Consider the following 18,448-nt stretch of genomic DNA (forward strand, 5'->3'; position numbering starts at 1 on the left):
CACTTGCTTTGATTTAACTTTAAACGGACGGGTGTACAATCCGCCCTTGCGCGTGGCCTGTTCCCGGTTCAGCCCGCTTTACCACAGGCTGTTTTCTGCAACTTATCCGGTTTGAGGCCGTCTGAAAAGTATTTGGTTGCTGGCGCAGCAACCTTGACAACGTCTGCTTACATCTATTTAATACACGGTACAAAATAGATTTTGTACTAATACATAAAGATTTTTTTATGGACGCTTTAATCCTCAGCCGCATACAGTTTGCGGTGAATGTCAGTTTCCACATTCTCTTTCCGGTGATCAATATCGCACTGGCTTGGTTTGTGGTGTATTTCCGTTACAAGGCCGGCAAAACGGGCGATGCGGGCTGGTTGGCCGCCTACCGTTTTTGGACAAAGGTTTTCGCCGTTACCTTTGCCATCGGCGTGGTGTCGGGCGTAACCATGAGTTTCCAGTTCGGCACCAACTGGCCGGGCTTTATGGAAAAGGCGGGCAACATCGCCGGCCCCCTGCTCGGCTATGAAGTGTTGACCGCGTTCTTTTTGGAAGCGGGCTTTCTCGGCATCATGTTGTTCGGGCGCGAACGGGTCAGCCAAAAAGTGCATATGACGGCTTCCGTTATCGTGGCCGTCGGCACATCGATTTCGGCGTTTTGGATTTTGGCGTTGGATTCGTGGATGCAGACGCCGCAGGGGCATTGGATAGACGCCGAAGGCGTGATGCACGTGAAAAACTGGCTCGAAGTGATTTTCAACCCCTCGTTCCCCTACCGTTTAACCCACAAGCTGCTGGCTTCGGCGCTGACCGCTTCGTTTTTGATTATCGGTTTGTCGGCTTGGCAGATATTGAAAAAAACCGCCAACAGCGCCACGCCGAAAGTGTTGAAAACCGGCCTCACGGTTGCCGCCGTGGCCATTGTTCTGCAAGTGTTTGCAGGCGACGCGCACGGTTTGAACACGCATCAATACCAGCCGGCCAAACTGGCCGCCATCGAAGCGGTGTGGCACACTGAAAAACCGGCGCCGCTCACCTTAATCGGCTGGCCCAACGAACAAACCCAACAAACCGATTATGCGGTGAAAGTGCCTTATCTCGGCTCGCTGATTCTCACCCACAGCATGGACGGCGAAATCAAAGGCTTGAGCGAATTTGCCGACAAACCGCCCGTTGCGCCGGTGTTTTTCGCCTTCCGCGTGATGGTGGGCGTGGGCGTGCTGATGCTCTTGGTGAGCTGGTACGGCTGGTACCGTTTCCGCAAAACCCGCTGGCAGCCGCAGCAACTGCCCAAATGGCTGCTCTATACCTTTGCCGGCATGACGTTTTCGGGCTGGGTGGCTACGCTTTCGGGCTGGTATGTTACCGAAATCGGCCGCCAACCGTTTTTGGTGTACGGCGTGTTGCGCACCGAAGATGCGGTAACAAAAATGGTGCCGTCTGAAAACATCGGCCTCACGTTGGTGATGTATCTGGTGTTATACAGCGCCATGCTGCTCTCTTATATCATGGTTTTGAAATATATGGCCGAACACCCCGAGCATGATGCGCACGAAACAGGCCGTCTGAAAGCGGAGGAACGATAATGGACTGGAATTACTGGCTGCCCCTCGTATTTTTGGGCTTACTCGGTTTCGTGATGACCGTGTATGTGGTGCTCGACGGTTTCGACCTAGGTGTGGGTATGCTGATGCCGCGCGCCAAGGCCGACGAGCAAAACGTGATGGTCGGCTCGATCGGCCCGTTTTGGGATGCCAACGAAACCTGGCTGGTGCTGGGCGTGGGCGTGCTGTTTATCGTGTTCCCCAAAGCGCACAACATCATTTTGGGCCACCTCTACCTGCCCGTTACCTTTATGCTGTTTTCCGTGATTGTGCGCGGCGCGGCATTCGACTTCCGCGTGAAGGCCGACGACAACCATAAAGATTTGTGGAACATCGCCTTTATGCTCGGCTCGGCCGGCATGGCGCTCACGCAAGGCTGGATGCTCGGCCGTTACGTTACCGCCTTCGGCACGCATCCTTTGGATTATCTGTTTTCGCTCGGCATCATGGCCACCGTGCCGGCGGTTTATGTGCTGCTTGCCGCCTGCTGGCTGATTGCCAAAACCGAAGGTGAGTTGCAGCAAAAAGCGCGCAAATGGGCCAACCAGGCCTGGTGGCCGGTGGTGGGCTGCCTGCTGCTGATTTCGCTGGCCACGCCGTTTGTGAGCGGCAGCATTTTCCAGCGCTGGTTCACCCTGCCCAACCTGTTTTGGCTGGCGCCGATTCCGCTGCTGAGTGCATTCTGCCTGATACGCGCCAAGCTGCTGCTCGGCCGTGAAAGCGTGTTGCGGCAGGGTGTGTGGCAGCCGTTTGCCCTTTCAACCGCCACTTTGATACTGTGTGCCCTCGGCTTGGGCATCAGCGTATTCCCCTATGCCGTTATCGGCCAACTCACTGTTTGGGAGGCCGCCGCCAGCGTGCCCACTCTGGTGGTTACCCTGATCGGCGTCGGCATCACCGTGCCGTGCATCATCGCCTACAGCATCTTTTCTTACTGGGCGTTCAGGGGCAAAGCCACCACGCTGACTTACGGCTGATGCAGCAGGCAAACCAACCATTTATCAATTATCAATAAACCGAGGCCGTCGGAAAAAGATTTTCAGACGGCCTCAAGCCTTTATAAAAATCATGCAGATATTTTAAACACCTGCGTCATACCCGTTCAACACCTGCGTCATACTCGGGCTTGACCCGAATATGACGGTACGCAAATACTAATCGGGTTGTAACGGCACCCGCTACACTCAGGCCGTCTGAAAACAATATTTCAGACGGCCTGTTATGTTGCAAGCGAAACGGGTTTACAACACTTTCACAATGCTTTCGCACAGATAGCGGATATTGTCGGCCGTGATGCCCGCCACGTTGATGCGGCCGCTGCGCACGGCGTAGATGGCGAATTCGTCTTTCAGGCGGTCAACCTGTTCGGGGTTTAAGCCCGAAAACGAAAACATGCCGTTTTGTTTCACGATAAAGCTGAAATCCTGCCCGGCACCGTATTCTTTCAGCAAATCCACAAACTGCCGGCGCATTTCTTTGATGCGCGCGCGCATTTCGTCAAGCTCGGCAATCCATTGCGCTTTCAGGGCTTCGTCTTTCAACACCAGCGCCACGGTGGCACCGCCGTGCGAAGCGGGGTTGGAATACAGGGTGCGGATAATGGATTTCACCTGGCTGAAGGCACGGTTGGCGGTTTCGACGTCGGCGGCCACGATGGTAAACGCGCCCACGCGCTCGTTATACATGCCGAAGTTTTTCGAATAAGAGCTGGCCACCAGCAATTCTTTATTCAGTTTGGCAAACGCGCGCAGGCCGTAGGCATCTTCTTCCAAGCCGTTGGCAAAGCCCTGATAGGCGAAGTCGAACAGCGGCAGCCAGCCTTTTTCGGCCGACATTTTGGCCAAAGTTTCCCATTGTTCGGGCGTGGGGTCGATGCCGGTGGGGTTGTGGCAGCAGCCGTGCAGCAGCACCACGTCGCCCGCTTCGGCCCGGCTCAAATCTTCAATCAGGCCGTCCCAATCGAGGGCGTGGGTGGTTTTGTCGTAATAGCGGTAGTCGCGGATATTGATGCCCACGGCCTTGAAAATGGCGTTGTGATTGGGCCAGGTGGGGGCGGAAATCCACACGTTTTTGGCGCCGGTTTGGCGTTTGATGAATTCGGCGGCCACGCGCAAGGCACCGGTGCCGCCCAGGCTTTGCGCGGTTTTGGCGCGTTTGGAAGCGATGATTTCGCTGTCGGCGCCGAAGAGCAGCACTTGGGTTTGCTCGTTATAGTCGGCCACGCCGTCGATAGTAAGGTAGTTTTTGGTGTTTTCGGTTTCCAGCAGGCGTTTTTCGGCCTCTTTCACGGCCTTCACAATCGGGGTTTTGCCTTGGGCGTCTTTATACACGCCGATGCCCAGATTCACTTTGTTGCTGCGGGTTTCGGCTTTGAATGCTTCGCCCAGGCCCAGAATCGGGTCGGCCGGCGCGGCTTCGATTTTGTCGAAAAACATGATGCTACCTTTCTGAAATGTGGAAGGAAAACTGCGGAAAAAATCAGGGTTAATCTTACGCTTTTTCACAAAAGATGAAAACCGCAAAACGGCCGGAATTTTGAGAAATATCAGAAGTGCGGCGAAACGCGTGCAATGGCTGCCGGCTTGGCAGGGCAATATGCGAAAGGCCGTCTGAAAACTGTTTTCAGACGGCCTATTGTTAACAATCTCTGCGGTTTAGTTCGGCGTGATCACTTTGGCGCCTTCCTGAGTGCCCAACACCAGCACGTCGGCGGCGTTGTGGGCGAACAGGCCGTTTTCCACCACGCCGGGGATTTTGTTGATTTCGTCTTCGAGCGTAACCGGCAGAGTGATGTTCAGATCGTGCACATCGACAATCTGGTGGCCGTTAAAGGTGATGAAGCCCATGCGCAGCTCGGGCTGGCCGCCCAAAGCCACCAATTTGCGGGAAACCATGGAACGCGCCATCGGAATCACTTCCACCGGCAGCGGAAACTTGCCCAAACGCGAAACATATTTGCTTTCGTCGGCGATGCACACGAATTTGTCGGCGATGCTGGCCACGATTTTTTCGTTGAGATGCGCGCCGCCGCCGCCTTTAATCATTTGCAGCGAGTGGTTCACTTCGTCGGCGCCGTCCACATAAAGCGACAGGTGCGACACTTCGTTCATCTGCACTTCGGGGATTTCGTAACGCGCCAGCATTTCGGAAGTGCCTTTCGAGGTGGAAACCGCACCTTTGATTTTTTTGCCGCTTTTGGCCAATGCTTCGATAAACAAATTAACGGTGGAGCCGGTGCCGATGCCGATGTATTCGTTTTCGTTTACGAATTCCACGGCTTTTTCGGCGGCCATGCGTTTGAGTTCGTCTTGCGATGCCATGCTTTCTCTCTCCATAAAAAATGAAACGGGTTAAACATTACATAAATATAGTAACAGCTTTTACCAAACCGCGCAGTATCCGCTGTTCAGACGGCCTGCAACAGCACGGCGGCCTGCGCTTCGATGCCTTCCTGCCTGCCCAGATAGCCTAATTTTTCATTGGTTTTGCCTTTGATGTTAACGGCTGTTTCGCTCAAGCCCAAATCGGCGGCGATGTTGGCGCGCATGGCGGGGATATGCGGGGCGAGTTTGGGCTGCTGGGCGATGATGGTGCTGTCCACATTCACCACCCGCCAGCCCGCCGCCTGCACGCTTTTATAGGCTGCGCGCAGCAGCACGCGGCTGTCGGCGTCTTTGAATTCGGCAGCGGTGTCGGGAAAGTGGCTGCCGATATCGCCCAAACCCGCTGCTCCCAGCAGGGCATCGGTAACGGCGTGCAGCAGCGCATCGGCATCCGAATGGCCGAGCAGCCCTTTGTCAAACGGAATGGCCACGCCGCCGAGAATCAGTTCGCGGCCTTCGACCAGTTGGTGGACATCATAACCCTGCCCGATGCGGATATTCATATCAATCAATTCCCTTTCTGCCTTTCAGACGGCCTGAAAACGGTTAAACAATCAGGCCGTTATTGTACACAAAATAAGGCCGGAACCTTTGCAAAAGGCCGGTTCACTCCTGAACATGCCTGTATCCCGTCATACCCGGGCCTGACCCGGATATCTGTTATTTCTTTTGAAACAAAAAGATGCCCGGGTTGAGCACGAGCATGACGCAGAGATTGTAAGATGGTGAAAGGAGTTTTGAAAAGGCCGCAGGCCGTCTGAAAGTTTCAGACGGCCTGCGAAACGGAACAAACAGCGCATCAGGCCTTCAAACCGAGCTTGCCGCGGTAGGCATAGAAATACACCGCGCCCACAAACACCGCGCCGCCGATGGCGTTGCCCAGATACACCGACACCATGTTCCAACCGAACTGTGCCCACGAAATATCGGCGCCCGCCCAAATCGCGGCGGGAATCACAAACATATTCGCCACCACGTGCTGAAAGCCCACCAGCACGAAAATCATCACCGGAAACCAAATGCCCAGAATCTTGCCCGAAAAGCTGTGCGCGCCGTAGCAAAGCCACACGCCCATGCACACCATCCAGTTGCAGCCTATGCCCGACACCAGCGCGCGGCCGAAATCCGCCGCCACCTTGCCCTCGGCCACCGAAATGGTTTTTTCCAGCACCGCGCCTTCGGTTAAGCCGACATAATGGCCGAAAAACCACGCCACAAAAAAAGCGCCGACAAGATTGGCCAGCGTAACAATCAGCCAGTTGCGCCCCCACTGCGCCAGCGAAATCCGCTTCGCCAGCCACGCCACCAGCACCACCATCATATTGCCGGTAATCAGTTCACCGCCGCCTATCAGAATACACACCAGCCCGATGGGGAACACCGCCGCGCCGATAAACACCGCCAGGCTGCCCCAGTCGTGCGGCATGCCGCCCACCACTCGGATATAGGCCAAATAGCCCAGCGAAATATACATGCCGCCGAGAAAGCCCAAAAGGCTTAAGGTTAACGTGCTCCCTTTTACCTTCGCCACGCCTTTTTCAACCGTTGCCTGCAAAATCTGCTCAGGATACAAATCGCTCATGCTGTTACCTGCAATGCGTAATTAAACAACGTTATTATAGCGGCATTTCAGACGGCCTCATTGATATAGCTCATTTGTTTTGTAAGTTAATTACATTCTGTTTGCCACAACACCTTAGCGCCGCCAGCCGTCTGCCCGCCGCCGCAAAACGGAACCTTAACGCCCCGCCCCACTCCAATTATGACAGTTTTTTTACAGGGTTTTGCCATGAATCAAACTTCAGCCACAAGCCCGCCGCCCGCGCTTGCCTGCCCTTGCGTTTTAAAACATAATAACCGCCAGCATTTTTGTGTTTTATTACATTGAGCATAATAATATTACACACAGGCTCCCGCCGATCACTTACCGGAAAAACAGAAGTTTAAGAAAGTGTTGCTGCCCGGGTCTCCGGTTCAGAAGCGCTTTTCACGCACTGCCTGCCCCTTCAGGCAGTTTTTATCAGAGGCAATTCTTTTAACTTTCAAAAGAAAAGGACGCTTTATGAACCAGTCTAAACTTCTCTTCTGGTCGATTACGGTGGCGCTGGCAGGTTTTCTGTTCGGCTTCGACACCGTGGTGATTTCGGGTGCCGACCAAGCCCTGCAAAAATTGTGGAACAGCTCCGATGCCTTCCACGGTTTGGTGGTGATGGCTTCGGCCTTGTGGGGCACGGTTATCGGTGCCCTGTTCGGCAGCATCCCCACCGATAAGCTGGGGCGCAAAAAAACGCTGATTATCATCGGCTTCTTATACATCATCGGCGCATTGGGTTCCGCGCTCGTTTCCGACCCCTACCTCTTTGCGATTTTCCGCTTTGTCGGCGGTTTGGGCGTGGGTGCATCCACCATCGCCGCACCCGCCTACGTATCGGAAATCGCACCACCCGAACAACGCGGCCGTTTGGTGGCGATGTATCAGTTTAATATCGTGTTCGGCATCTTGATGGCCTATCTTTCCAACTTCCTCTTCAGCAGCCTGGATTTGGGCGCAAACACCTGGCGCTGGATGCTCGGCATCCAAGTGGTGCCGGCCGTGATTTACACCTTTATGGTGTTCGGCATCCCGATGTCGCCGCGCTGGCTGATGATGCAGGGCCGTTACGACGAAGCCCGCGCCGTATTGAAACAAATCAACCCCGGCGCCGATATGGAAGAAATGCTGGCCGCCGCCAAAGCCGACAGCGAGCATAAAAAAGAAAGCCTGTGGCTGAAAAAATACCGCCTGCCCGTATTGCTGGCCTTTCTAATCGCCTTCTTCAACCAAATGTCGGGCATCAACGCGTTTCTGTATTACGCCCCGCGCATTTTCGAAATCGCCGGTTTGGAAAAAAGCGCCGCCATGCTCAGCAGTGTGGGCATCGGCATCGTCAACCTGATTTTCACTTTCGTAGGCTTGGCCTTAATCGACAAGTTCGGGCGCCGCCAACTGATGTATATCGGCTCTTTCGGCTACATTATTTCGCTCGGCTTGGTATCCGTGGCCTTCTTCCTCGGCTGGAAAGGCATGGCCGTTCCCCTCTTCTTCTTCCTCTTCATCGCCGCCCACGCCATCGGCCAGGGCACGGTTATTTGGGTGTTTATTTCTGAAATCTTCCCCAGCCACCTGCGCGCGCAAGGGCAATCGCTCGGCAGCTCCACCCACTGGGTGCTCGCCGCGGCCATTCCCGCCATGATTCCGCTGCTGTTCGGCAGCATCGGCGCCGCTTGGGTGTTTGTGGGCTTTACCGCCATGATGGTCTTGCAGCTGCTGTTCGTGATGTTTATGATGCCCGAAACCAAAGGCGTGCCATTGGAAGAATTGTCCAAATCGTTAATCAAGGAAGATTCATAATGAAAGTAACCAGCTTCGGCGAAGTATTATGGGACGACTTTCCCGGCGGGAAAGTGCTCGGCGGCGCACCGCTCAACGTGCTCGTGCGCCTGCGCTCGCTCGGCGTCGATACCAGCATGATCAGCAGCAGGGGCGACGATGCCGACGGCGAAGAGCTGCTGCGCCAAATCGAAAGCAAAAACGTCAACACCGATTTGCTGCAAGTGTGCAAAGACCAAGCCACCAGCCTGGTGAAAGTGCATCTCGATGCCTGCGGCAGCGCTTCCTACGAAATCGTTTACCCCTGCGCGTGGGACAGAATCCAAGTGGAAGAAGCCGCCCTGCAACGCGTGGCCGAGTCGGACGCTTTCATTTACGGCAGCCTTTCCACCCGCGACGAAGTTTCCCGCAAAACGCTCGAGCAATTGGTGGAAAAAGCCAAATTCAAAATTTTCGACGTTAACCTGCGCCCGCCGCACTACGACACCGGCCGCCTGCTCGAAATGATGAAAAAAGCCGACCTCATCAAGCTCAACGACGACGAATTGTATGAATTGTCGAAAGCCTACGGCTCCAAACATAACTCCATCGAGCAAAACATCCAGTTTCTCGCCAACCTGAGCGGCACGCCGCGTATCTGCGTTACCCTCGGCAGCCACGGAGCCGTTTATTTTGAAAACGGCGAGCTTTACCGCCATTGCGGCTACCGCGTCAAAGTGGCCGACACGGTAGGCTCCGGCGACAGCTTCTTGGCCGGCCTCACCTACAAGCTGCTGAACAACACTCCGCCGCAGGAAGCCGTTTCATTCGCCTGCGCGCTGGGCGCGCTGGTGGCATCGCATCACGGCGCCACCCCCGAAATCAGCCTGGAAGAAGTTGAAAACTTTATGCACCCCGCTTGATAGACAGTATTATTTTCTCCGATAAACGGTATCTTTTTCACAAGATACCGTTTTTTGAGTTCCACTACTCTCTCCAAAAATAATAATCAAAAATAAAACGTGCTGCTGCTTCTCGGCACTACCACATTATTTCTTCAACACTGCCCGCTTCACCACCACCCACCAGTCTTTGGCTTCCAGCACGGGACGGCGGTTGAACACGTCGTAGCGGTTGGTTTCGAGTTTGTGCAGAATCTGCTGCGCGCCGAGAACAATCATGCGCAATTCCAGCCCCATCCGCCCTTTAAGCGTTTTGGCCAGCGGCGAGCCGGCTTTGAGCATTTTATGGGCGCGTTCGCATTCATAGGCCATCAGCCGCTGAAAAGCGAAATCCGCCCTGCCCTCGGCAATCTGCGCCTCGCTCACGCCGAATTTCTGCAAATCGTCCTGCGGGATATACACGCGCCCTTTCTGCCAATCCACGGCCACGTCCTGCCAAAAATTAATCAGTTGCAGCGCGGTGCAGATGCCGTCGCTCTGCGCCGTGCTCAAAGGGTCGTGTTCGCCGTAAAGGTGGAGCATGATGCGGCCCACGGGATTGGCGGAACGGCGGCAATAGTCGACCAGCTCGCCGAAATTCTGGTAACGCTTCTGCCGCACATCCTGCCCGAATGCAGAAAGCAGGTCGTAAAACGGCTGCAAAGGCAGGCCGAACGGTTGCAGCGCTTCGGCCTGCAAACGCTGCACCAAAGCGGTTTGCGGCGTTTCACCGCGGCCGATTCTGTCTAATTCGGCGCGCAAATCGCCCAAACCCTGCAAGCGTTCGGCATCGGTTGCGCCGCCTTCGTCGGCAATATCGTCGGCGGTGCGGGCAAAGGCATAAACGGCATGGGTGGGCTTGCGCAAACGGCGCGGCAGCACAATGGAGCCGACGGGAAAGTTTTCGTAGTGGTTAACCGACATATGGGTTCTTCCGGCAAGTTATAAGTTACAGCGTGAAAGGCCGTCTGAAAACAAATATTAGCAGCATATTTTTCAGACGGCCTGCAAACAAAAACACCGACGCATCAACAGCAGTCGGTGTTTTTCAAATCCGGGGCGGCGAGCCAAACCCCCGGCACTGGCGCATCAGAGTGGGCTGCTGGCTTCCGCCCCTGACCCGTTGTTCCGAATTACCATGCGGGGAGACCCGCCGTAAGCTGCGTATTATATCCGCTTTAACCGCGCAAACCAAGCGCTAATTGCGCCTGCCGCCTGCAAAAACAACAGGATTGTCAACAAAACTACCTGCCTGCATGAACGGCCTGCATATTGCACGCCCATATTTTTCCATTGAAAAAAGGCAGGAATTACATTACATTAAGCCCCCTTGTTTTATGCTTTCAAGCGGCCTTAGCCGGATTTAGAGGCCGTCTGAAAACAAAAATCCGCAAACACAACAATATTTCGGAACCGCCCGCTTATGACTGCCACCGCCACCCAACGTATCCGCGAAATCCCTTATAACTACACATCTTATTCCGACCGCGAAATCGTTATCCGCCTGTTGGGCGAACACGCCTGGAATGTGTTGCAGGAACTGCGCGGCCAGCGCAGAACGGGGCGTTCGGCGCGTATGCTGTTTGAAGTGCTCGGCGACATCTGGGTGGTGGTGCGCAACCCTTACTTGGTGGACGACCTGCTCGAACACCCCGCCCGCCAGGCCGCGCTGGTGCAGGAAATGCGCCACCGTTTGGGCGAAATCCAGAAGCGGCGCGACAACAACGAGCAGGTGGCCGAGCTGCTGCTGGCGGCCGAAGCGGCGGTTAAACGGTTTGACGAAAGTTTTGCAACCACCCGCCAAAAGCGCGAGCAGATTCTGGCGCGTTTGAGCAAAATCACCCGCAAACACAATATCATGTTCGACGGCCTCGCCCGCGTGAGCCACGTTACCGACGCCACCGACTGGCGCGTGGAATATCCGTTTGTGGTGGTCAACCCCGACAGCGAAGACGAAATCGCGCCGCTGGTGCGCGCCTTAATCGAGCTGGATTTAACCATTATTCCGCGCGGCGGCGGCACCGGCTACACCGGCGGCGCGGTGCCGCTCGATGCGATGAGCGCGGTAATCAACACCGAAAAACTCGACAAACACAACGGCGTGCAATATGTGGAGCTGCCCGGCCTCGAGGGCACGCATCCGATTATCCACTGCGGCGCCGGCGTGGTAACTCGGCGGGTGGAAGAAACCGCCGCCGCCGCCAAACTGGTGTTTGCGGTCGACCCCACTTCCGCCGACGCTTCCTGCGTGGGCGGCAACGTGGCGATGAACGCCGGCGGCAAAAAAGCGGTGCTGTGGGGTACGGCGCTGGATAATCTCGCCTATTGGAAAATGGTCAACCCGCAGGGCGAATGGCTGAAAATCGAGCGCGTGCGCCACAATTTCGGCAAAATCCACGACGAAGACACCGCCATATTCGACGTGCACACGCTCACTTCAGACGGCCTGAACACCGTGAAAACCGAGCGTTTGGAAATCCCCGGCCACAAATTCCGCAAAGTCGGCCTCGGCAAAGACGTTACCGACAAATTCCTAAGCGGCCTGCCCGGCGTGCAGAAAGAAGGCACCGACGGCATCATCACCAGCTGCGCGTTCGTGCTGCACACCATGCCCAAGCACACCCGCACCATCTGTTTGGAATTTTTCGGCACCGTCGCCAACGCCACCCCTTCCATCGTCGAAATCCGCGACTACCTGCTCGGCCACGGGAGCGTGCAACTGGCAGGCTTGGAACACCTCGACTGGCGCTATGTGCGCGCCGTCGGCTACGCCACCAAAGCGGCGGGCAAAGGCCGCCCCAAAATGGTGCTGATTGCCGACATCGTCAGCGACGACGAAGCCGCCGTAAACGAAGCGGCCGACCACATCGTGAAGCTGGCACAGGCGCGCGACGGCGAAGGCTTTATCGCCGTTACCCCCGAAGCGCGCAAAACCTTCTGGCTCGACCGCAGCCGCACCGCCGCCATCGCCAAACACACCAACGCCTTCAAAATCAACGAAGACGTGGTGATTCCGCTGGAGCGTTTGGGCGAGTATTCAGACGGCATCGAACGCATCAACATCGAATTGTCGATTAAAAACAAACTCGCCCTGTGCGAAGCGCTGATCCAATACCTGCAAGGCAACCTGCCCGTTGAGCAGATGGGCACCGACCTGCCCAAAAGCGAATTGCTGGGCGAACGCGCCAACCACGCGCTCGCGCATGTAGAGGCCGTGCAGGAACGCTGGCAATGGCTGCTCGCCAATCTCGACGCGCCGCTGGCCGACTACAAACAGCGCTACGGCACCGCCGTGCACGCCGCACCCGAAGCGAACGACAGCGAAAGCAGCTTTACCGCCTTCCGCGATTTCCGCCTGCGCGTATCGATTAAAGCCGACGTGATGAAACCCCTGTCTGAAATTTTCAGCGGCAAAACCGACACCAAAATCATGCAGGGCTTGGCGAACATCCATGCCAAAGTGGTGCGCTCGCGCGTGTTTGTGGCGCTGCATATGCACGCGGGCGACGGCAACGTGCACACCAATATCCCTGTGAATTCCGACGATTACGATATGCTTCAGACGGCCCATAAAGCCGTGGAGCGCATCATGGCCATCGCCCGCAGCCTCAACGGCGTGATTTCCGGCGAACACGGCATCGGCATCACCAAGCTCGAATTCCTCACCGACGAAGAAATGCAGCCCTTCTGGGACTACAAAGCCAAAATCGACCCGCAAGGCCGCTTCAACCGCCACAAACTGATGAAAGGCGCCGACTTGCGCAACGCCTACACGCCTTCGTTCGAATTATTGGGCGTGGAATCGCTGATTATGGAGCAGTCCGCCCTCGGCACCATCGCCGAATCGGTGAAAGACTGCCTGCGCTGCGGCAAATGCAAACCCGTGTGCAGCACCCACGTTCCCCGCGCCAACCTGCTCTACAGCCCGCGCAACAAAATCCTCGGCGTGGGCCTGTTAACCGAAGCGTTTTTATACGAAGAACAAACCCGCCGCGGCGTGTCGATCAAGCATTTCGACGAACTCAACGACGTGGGCGACCATTGCACCGTCTGCCACCGCTGCGTCAAACCCTGCCCCGTCAACATCGACTTCGGCGACGTTACCGTAGCCATCCGCAACTACCTGCACAAATCCGGCAAACGCAAATTCAACCCCGCCGTGGCCGCAGGCATGGCCTTTCTCAACGCCACCGACCCGCGCACCATCAATATTCTGCGCAAAGGCGTGGTAGAAGCCGGCTTCAAGCTGCAAAACCTCGGCTACCAATGGGGCAAAAAACTCCACATCGGCGCAGGCCGCCAGAAAGCCGCCCCCAAAGCCACCACCGGCAAAGCCCCGGTAAAAGAGCAAGTGGTGCACTTTATCAACCGCCCGCTGCCGCGCAACGTGCCGATTAAAACCGCCCGTGCGCTGCTGAACATCGAAGACGCCAAAACCGTGCCGATTATCCGCAGCCCGCAAACCGGCGAAGACGCCGAAGCCGTGTTCTACTTCCCCGGCTGCGGCTCCGAGCGCCTGTTCAGCCAAGTGGGGCTGGCCACCCAAGCCATGCTGTGGCACGCCGGCGTGCAAACCGTGCTGCCGCCCGGCTACCTCTGCTGCGGCTATCCGCAAAGCGCCGGCGGCAACCAGGCCAAGGCCGACCAAATGGTGACCGAAAACCGCGTGCTATTTCACCGCATGGCCAACACCTTGAATTATCTCGACATCAAAACCGTGGTGGTAAGCTGCGGCACTTGTTACGACGCCTTGGCCGAATACCGCTTCGAAGACATCTTCCCCGGCTGCCGCATCATCGACATCCACGAGTTTCTGCTCGAAAAAGGCATCAAGCTCGACGGCGTGAGCGGTCAGCAATACCTCTACCACGACCCCTGCCACAGCCCGATCAAAACCATGAACGCCACCAAAATGACCAGCGAGCTGATGGGTAAAGAAGTGGTGTTGAGCGACCGCTGCTGCGGTGAGAGCGGCATGTTTGCCGTCAAACGGCCCGACATCGCCACGCAGGTGAAATTCCGCAAGCAGGAAGAAATCGAGAAAAACCTCAACCAACTACCGCAGGGCGAGCCGGTGAAAATGCTCACCTCCTGCCCAGCCTGCCTGCAAGGCTTAAGCCGCTACACCGACGACAACCAACTGCCCGCCGACTACATCGTAGTAGAAATGGCCAAACATATCCTCGGCGACAACTGGCAAAACGAATTCGTTGAAAAAGCCAATAACGGCGGCATCGAGAAAGTGCGGCTGTAAGCCCGGCTGCGACGCAAGAGGCCGTCTGAAAAGATTTTTTCAGACGGCCTGAGACCTTTGCGAAATACCAGCTACTCCATCCAAACGGTTACCTGAACAATCAAGGTAACCGTTTTTGCATTTTCAGACGTGTTTCTCGTCCATATTTCCCTCAATTAGCCCCTTTATCGGGGTGTCCATTGCCTTTTCAGGCAGCAGCAGGCACACGAAGCCTGTTGGCTGCCTTTAGCAGGTTCAGGCACACCGCTTTCAAATGGCTTTGCGCCAGCACTTTCCGTAAGCCAAAATAACGCGCTCTTTTACAGCCGAACTTCCGGTGCAGCGTACCGAAGGTTTGCTCGACCACATAACGCACTTTCGACAGCTGCGTATTGCGCTGTTTCTCATGCTCCGTTAAAGGTTTGCCCCGGTGTGCCTTACGCATAATGCCGTCGGATAGCTGTTTGCTTTGCAGATGTTCCCGGTTGGCTTTACTGTCATACCCTTTATCGGCATAGACGGTTGTTCCGGGTGCGATGCCGTCCAACAGCGGTTCGAAATGGTTGCATTCATGGGCGTTGGCCGGAGTGATGTGCAGTTTCTCGATATAGCCTTCTGAATCGGTGCGGGTGTGTTGTTTGTAGCCCAAGGTGAATTTGCCCTCTTTCTTCACCCAGCGCGCATCCTTATCTTTGCTGGGCAAGGTTTCGGCGGTGATGCCGTTTTCATCGGTTTCGATAGCCTGACGCTGTTTGCCTCCGGCAGTTTGGATGATGGTGGCGTCAATTACTGCCGCCGGGGCTTTCTCTATTTTTAAGCCTTTTTGGGTCAGCTGGCAGTTAATCAGTTCGAGAAGCCGGGCTAAGGTGTCATCCTGTGCCAGCCAATTGCGGAAACGGCAGAGGGTGCTGTGGTCAGGTAAGGAGACCTCATCAAACCCGCAGAAGAAGTAGAAATCCAGACGGGTGGCTAAACAGCGTTCCAATTCCGGATCGGAAAGGCTGTGCCATTGGCCGAGCAATACGGCTTTGAGCATGGGCAGTAGCGGATAGGCGGGGCGACCGCGGTGGTCGCGGATGTAACGGGTCTTTTGCCGGTTGAGAAGTTGTTCGATGGGCTGCCAATCGAGTAGCTGGTTAATTTTGAGCAACGGGTAGCTGTCGATATGTTTGCTCATCATTATTTGGGCTTGTTGGTGGAAAAAGCTGTTCATAAAAAACTCCTCTGAATTCTTTAGGAGAATTTAGAGGAGTTTTGGTTTTTTTGCAAAGGTCTCGGCCTTTATCTTTTAAACCTAAAATATTTATTTACCGCTGATGGTTTATCCCACCTCAATTTATTCCGCCACAAAACGCACTTTCACCTCACATTTGACACCGCAGCTTTCAGTTTCTCCGTTTCGCAGATTTTGCCCAAGCTGGTATCGCTGTAAGCGGAATCGAAGCGCTCGTAAAACACCACAATGGTATCGCCCTGCCACAGCATCACATCGCCCGCTTCGACAAAGCCGGGGCAGCTGTTGCTACGCGGCAGGCTTTGCGGCAGTGGTGCATGTTTTTCGTTGTCGAGGCGGTGTTCACTTAACCGGCACGGCTTTCGAGCCGAACACCACCGGATGGGTTTCAATCATTTTGCGCGACACAATCATGTCTTTTGCGCCCTTCAGCCAGCTCTGAAAATGCGGCGATGCACGGTGGGCCTGATAGGCGGCTTCATCGGCATAGGCTTCGACGATATAAAAACGGCTTGGGTCTTGTTTGTCGGTCATCACATACATGCCCAGCACGCCGGTTTCGGTATTCACTGACCGGCGGATGTTTTCCTCGCCCAGCCGCTTGAACGACTCGAGGTTTTCGGGGTGCACCTGCATTTCAAAAATGCGGATAATCGGTTCGGCATGGCTTAAGGTGGCGCTCATCATGGCAGCACTCATCACAAATACGCGCAATAATTTTCTGATCATTTTATTTTCCTGCCCATTCGGGTAATGATTTGGCAATCAAATTGGCTTGGAATTCGCGCACGCGGTAATCGGCCAGTTTGTTGGCCCAATACACATCTTCGGCAAGCATGGCGTCTAACTCTTCCCGACTGCCGGTTTGGGCAATAATCATGCCCGCGCCTGCTTGGTCGCGGTACGGCCCAAGCATTAAAAATTTGCCTTGTTCAAAATACTTGGCAAACCATGCGCGGTGGCCGGCCAGCAGGGTTTCGTTTTGCCCGGCGGGGATGATGTCGGTTTTGAGGGTAATATCAATTAAATACATGGCGTTATCCTTTCAGACGGCCTCAATGGCAGCCAACAGGCGCCGGGCATGTTCTTTGGCGGCTTCGCGTTGGGCGGCAATCGCCGCTTCGTTGTTGCGGGTGGTGTAGCCGATGCCGCAGGTGTAAACCGCAGGCTGCAAATCCAAGCCGCACAGAATGGCGGTGGATTCAAACGCAGCCAGATAGTCTTCTATCGTGTGCCGCATCAAACCGTCGCGCGCATAGGCGGCTTCGGGCGCGCCGGTGGTAAACGACAAGATCAGCTTTTTGCCGCCCAGCACGCCTTTGGAGCCGTGCGCAAAACCGTGCAGGAATACTTCGTCGAGCCACACCTTCATCAAACCGGGCAGCGCATACCATGAAAAGGGAAACTGCCACACGATGACATCGGCGTTTTGCAGGGCGGCTTGCTCGGCGGCCACGTCGATGCGGTAATCGGGATAGCGTTCGCTCAATTTGCGGATTTCGGCTTGGGGTAGTTGCGCCGCCACTTCGTCCAAAATGGTGCGGTTGGCCAGCGAACGGCTCAAATCGGGGTGGCCGGCAACGATCAAAATATTCTTTTGCATAAATCATTTCCTATGGCGATATTCAACATGGCGCCATTGTGCCGTTTCTTTTATCAAAGAAAAATACGATAATCGTAAAAACACTCTCAACTTAAAATTGAAAATGCTTGATAACGATTTCAAAACCCTCAACGCCTTTATCCACACCGCACGGCACGGCAGCTTCACCGCCGCCGCACAAGCCTTGGGATTAACGCCCGCCGCCGTCAGCAAAAGCGTCGGGCAGCTGGAACAGTCGTTAAACACACGCCTGTTCAGCCGCACCACGCGCAGCCTGAGTCTCACCGCCGAAGGCGAGCATTTTTTCACCCAGGCCGAAACGGCGCTCGCCCTGCTTCAGCAGGCGGCCGAGCATATCAGCGGCAGCGGGCGGCAATATGCCGGCACCGTGCGGCTGTCGGTGTCGAACGTGATCGGCCGCAACTTGGTGCTGCCCTGCCTGCACGCCTTGCAACAGCGCCACCCTTTGCTGGATATCGAGCTGGATTTTGAAGACAGAATCATCGATTTTGTGAAAGACGGCTTCGACTTGGTAATCCGCGGCGGCCATATCGCCGAATCTTCGCTGGTGTCGCGCGCGCTCTCGCCGCTGCACCTCTGCCTCGCGGCCAGCCCCGGCTATCTGGCGCAATACGGCACACCGCGCCGTGTCGAAGATTTGCCGCAACACCGCCTGATTGCCCGCCGTTTTGCGAGCTGTAGGTATTCGCCTTGGTATTTCCGGCAAGACGGCACTTTGCTGCCCTTCGAAGCCGCGCGGCACGTATTAACGTTCTCCGACCCCGAAGCCTGCGCTCTGGCGGCGCTGGACGGCAGCGGCATCGCCGAAATCCCGATTTATCTGGCGCTGCCGCATTTGCAGGCAGGCCGTCTGAAAGTGTTGCTTGGCGATTGCCACCATGCCGGCGACTACCGGCTGGTGTTGCAATACGCCCACCGCAACCTGCCCCCGCGCGTGCGCGTGGTGGCCGAACACCTGTTTGCACACTTATCGCAACACCCCGGCCTGCACACCGCGCCCGAGGAATTGGCGGCGTTTGCCGTTTGAACGTTATAGCGGGGCCCAAAAAATTGGACAAGCGGTATGTTGAATAAGGATATTTATTCAAC

At 55.7% G+C, this 18,448-nt stretch carries 16 protein-coding genes and 1 other RNA gene; 6 read left to right on the forward strand and 11 right to left on the reverse strand.

Annotation, left to right across the window (positions count from 1 at the left end; all coding sequences use genetic code 11):
* Positions 1 to 227: 227 nt before the first annotated feature.
* Positions 228 to 1,577, forward strand: coding sequence for a cytochrome ubiquinol oxidase subunit I (locus tag H3L92_RS07170; protein WP_085366022.1), 1,350 nt, complete (start codon positions 228 to 230; stop codon positions 1,575 to 1,577).
* A complete protein-coding gene (locus H3L92_RS07175) occupies positions 1,577 to 2,572 on the forward strand; it encodes a cytochrome d ubiquinol oxidase subunit II (RefSeq protein ID WP_085366023.1) in 996 nt (331 codons plus the stop codon). The genes H3L92_RS07170 and H3L92_RS07175 overlap by 1 nt, the downstream gene beginning before the upstream one ends.
* Before the next feature lie 264 nt (positions 2,573 to 2,836).
* Here the strand turns inward: H3L92_RS07175 and H3L92_RS07180 are convergent, their stop codons facing one another.
* The 4 genes from H3L92_RS07180 to H3L92_RS07195 all read right to left on the reverse strand — a co-directional run bounded on the left by H3L92_RS07180 (position 2,837) and on the right by H3L92_RS07195 (position 6,560).
* The gene (locus tag H3L92_RS07180) at positions 2,837 to 4,030 is read right to left on the reverse strand and encodes an amino acid aminotransferase (RefSeq protein WP_085366036.1); all 1,194 of its coding nucleotides are present in this window, start codon (positions 4,028 to 4,030) and stop codon (positions 2,837 to 2,839) included.
* Positions 4,031 to 4,249: 219 nt separating this feature from the next.
* Positions 4,250 to 4,915: a ribose-5-phosphate isomerase RpiA gene (gene rpiA, locus H3L92_RS07185; protein ID WP_085366024.1), complete on the reverse strand. Its 666-nt coding sequence runs from the start codon at positions 4,913 to 4,915 to the stop codon at positions 4,250 to 4,252.
* 86 nt (positions 4,916 to 5,001) lie between these two features.
* The gene (gene ispF, locus H3L92_RS07190) at positions 5,002 to 5,481 is read right to left on the reverse strand and encodes a 2-C-methyl-D-erythritol 2,4-cyclodiphosphate synthase (RefSeq protein ID WP_085366025.1); all 480 of its coding nucleotides are present in this window, start codon (positions 5,479 to 5,481) and stop codon (positions 5,002 to 5,004) included.
* Between the two features lie 296 nt (positions 5,482 to 5,777).
* Positions 5,778 to 6,560: a formate/nitrite transporter family protein gene (locus tag H3L92_RS07195; RefSeq protein WP_085366026.1), complete on the reverse strand. Its 783-nt coding sequence runs from the start codon at positions 6,558 to 6,560 to the stop codon at positions 5,778 to 5,780.
* Positions 6,561 to 7,040: 480 nt separating this feature from the next.
* Between H3L92_RS07195 and H3L92_RS07200 the strand changes: the two genes are divergently transcribed.
* Complete coding sequence (locus tag H3L92_RS07200; RefSeq protein WP_085366027.1) at positions 7,041 to 8,369, forward strand: sugar porter family MFS transporter; 1,329 nt, start codon at positions 7,041 to 7,043, stop codon at positions 8,367 to 8,369.
* A complete protein-coding gene (locus H3L92_RS07205; RefSeq protein ID WP_085366028.1) occupies positions 8,369 to 9,250 on the forward strand; it encodes a carbohydrate kinase family protein in 882 nt (293 codons plus the stop codon). The genes H3L92_RS07200 and H3L92_RS07205 overlap by 1 nt, the downstream gene beginning before the upstream one ends.
* 126 nt (positions 9,251 to 9,376) lie before the next feature.
* Here H3L92_RS07205 and hpnC read toward each other — a convergent pair whose 3' ends face one another.
* Positions 9,377 to 10,192 carry a squalene synthase HpnC gene (hpnC, locus tag H3L92_RS07210; protein ID WP_085366029.1) on the reverse strand — a complete coding sequence of 272 codons (816 nt, stop codon included), beginning with the start codon at positions 10,190 to 10,192 and terminating at the stop codon, positions 9,377 to 9,379.
* Positions 10,193 to 10,326: 134 nt separating this feature from the next.
* Positions 10,327 to 10,423, reverse strand: an RNA gene (gene ffs / locus H3L92_RS07215) — signal recognition particle sRNA small type.
* A 268-nt stretch (positions 10,424 to 10,691) separates the two neighbouring features.
* Between ffs and H3L92_RS07220 the strand changes: the two genes are divergently transcribed.
* A complete protein-coding gene (locus H3L92_RS07220; protein ID WP_085366030.1) occupies positions 10,692 to 14,522 on the forward strand; it encodes a DUF3683 domain-containing protein in 3,831 nt (1,276 codons plus the stop codon).
* Between the two features lie 187 nt (positions 14,523 to 14,709).
* Here H3L92_RS07220 and H3L92_RS07225 read toward each other — a convergent pair whose 3' ends face one another.
* The 5 genes from H3L92_RS07225 to H3L92_RS07245 all read right to left on the reverse strand — a co-directional run bounded on the left by H3L92_RS07225 (position 14,710) and on the right by H3L92_RS07245 (position 17,338).
* The gene (locus tag H3L92_RS07225) at positions 14,710 to 15,714 is read right to left on the reverse strand and encodes an IS5 family transposase (RefSeq protein ID WP_174222525.1); all 1,005 of its coding nucleotides are present in this window, start codon (positions 15,712 to 15,714) and stop codon (positions 14,710 to 14,712) included.
* A 146-nt stretch (positions 15,715 to 15,860) separates the two neighbouring features.
* Positions 15,861 to 16,127 carry a cyclophilin-like fold protein gene (locus H3L92_RS07230; RefSeq protein WP_143824360.1) on the reverse strand — a complete coding sequence of 89 codons (267 nt, stop codon included), beginning with the start codon at positions 16,125 to 16,127 and terminating at the stop codon, positions 15,861 to 15,863.
* Positions 16,078 to 16,464 (reverse strand): putative quinol monooxygenase, encoded by a 387-nt coding sequence (locus tag H3L92_RS07235; protein ID WP_085366604.1) that lies wholly within the window; start codon positions 16,462 to 16,464, stop codon positions 16,078 to 16,080. Before H3L92_RS07235 ends, H3L92_RS07230 begins: the two co-directional genes overlap by 50 nt.
* Position 16,465: 1 nt before the next feature.
* Positions 16,466 to 16,768, reverse strand: coding sequence for a YciI family protein (locus H3L92_RS07240; RefSeq protein ID WP_085366606.1), 303 nt, complete (start codon positions 16,766 to 16,768; stop codon positions 16,466 to 16,468).
* 12 nt (positions 16,769 to 16,780) lie between these two features.
* Positions 16,781 to 17,338: an NAD(P)H-dependent oxidoreductase gene (locus tag H3L92_RS07245; protein WP_085366608.1), complete on the reverse strand. Its 558-nt coding sequence runs from the start codon at positions 17,336 to 17,338 to the stop codon at positions 16,781 to 16,783.
* A gap of 103 nt (positions 17,339 to 17,441) precedes the next feature.
* On the opposite strand from H3L92_RS07245, the gene H3L92_RS07250 reads away from it, so the two are divergent.
* Positions 17,442 to 18,386, forward strand: a complete 945-nt coding sequence (locus H3L92_RS07250; protein WP_158088167.1) for a LysR family transcriptional regulator — start codon at positions 17,442 to 17,444, stop codon at positions 18,384 to 18,386.
* The last annotated feature ends 62 nt before the right edge of the window (positions 18,387 to 18,448 follow it).

It is taken from the genome of Neisseria dentiae, from assembly GCF_014055005.1.
Taxonomy (GTDB): Bacteria; Pseudomonadota; Gammaproteobacteria; order Burkholderiales; family Neisseriaceae; genus Neisseria; species Neisseria dentiae.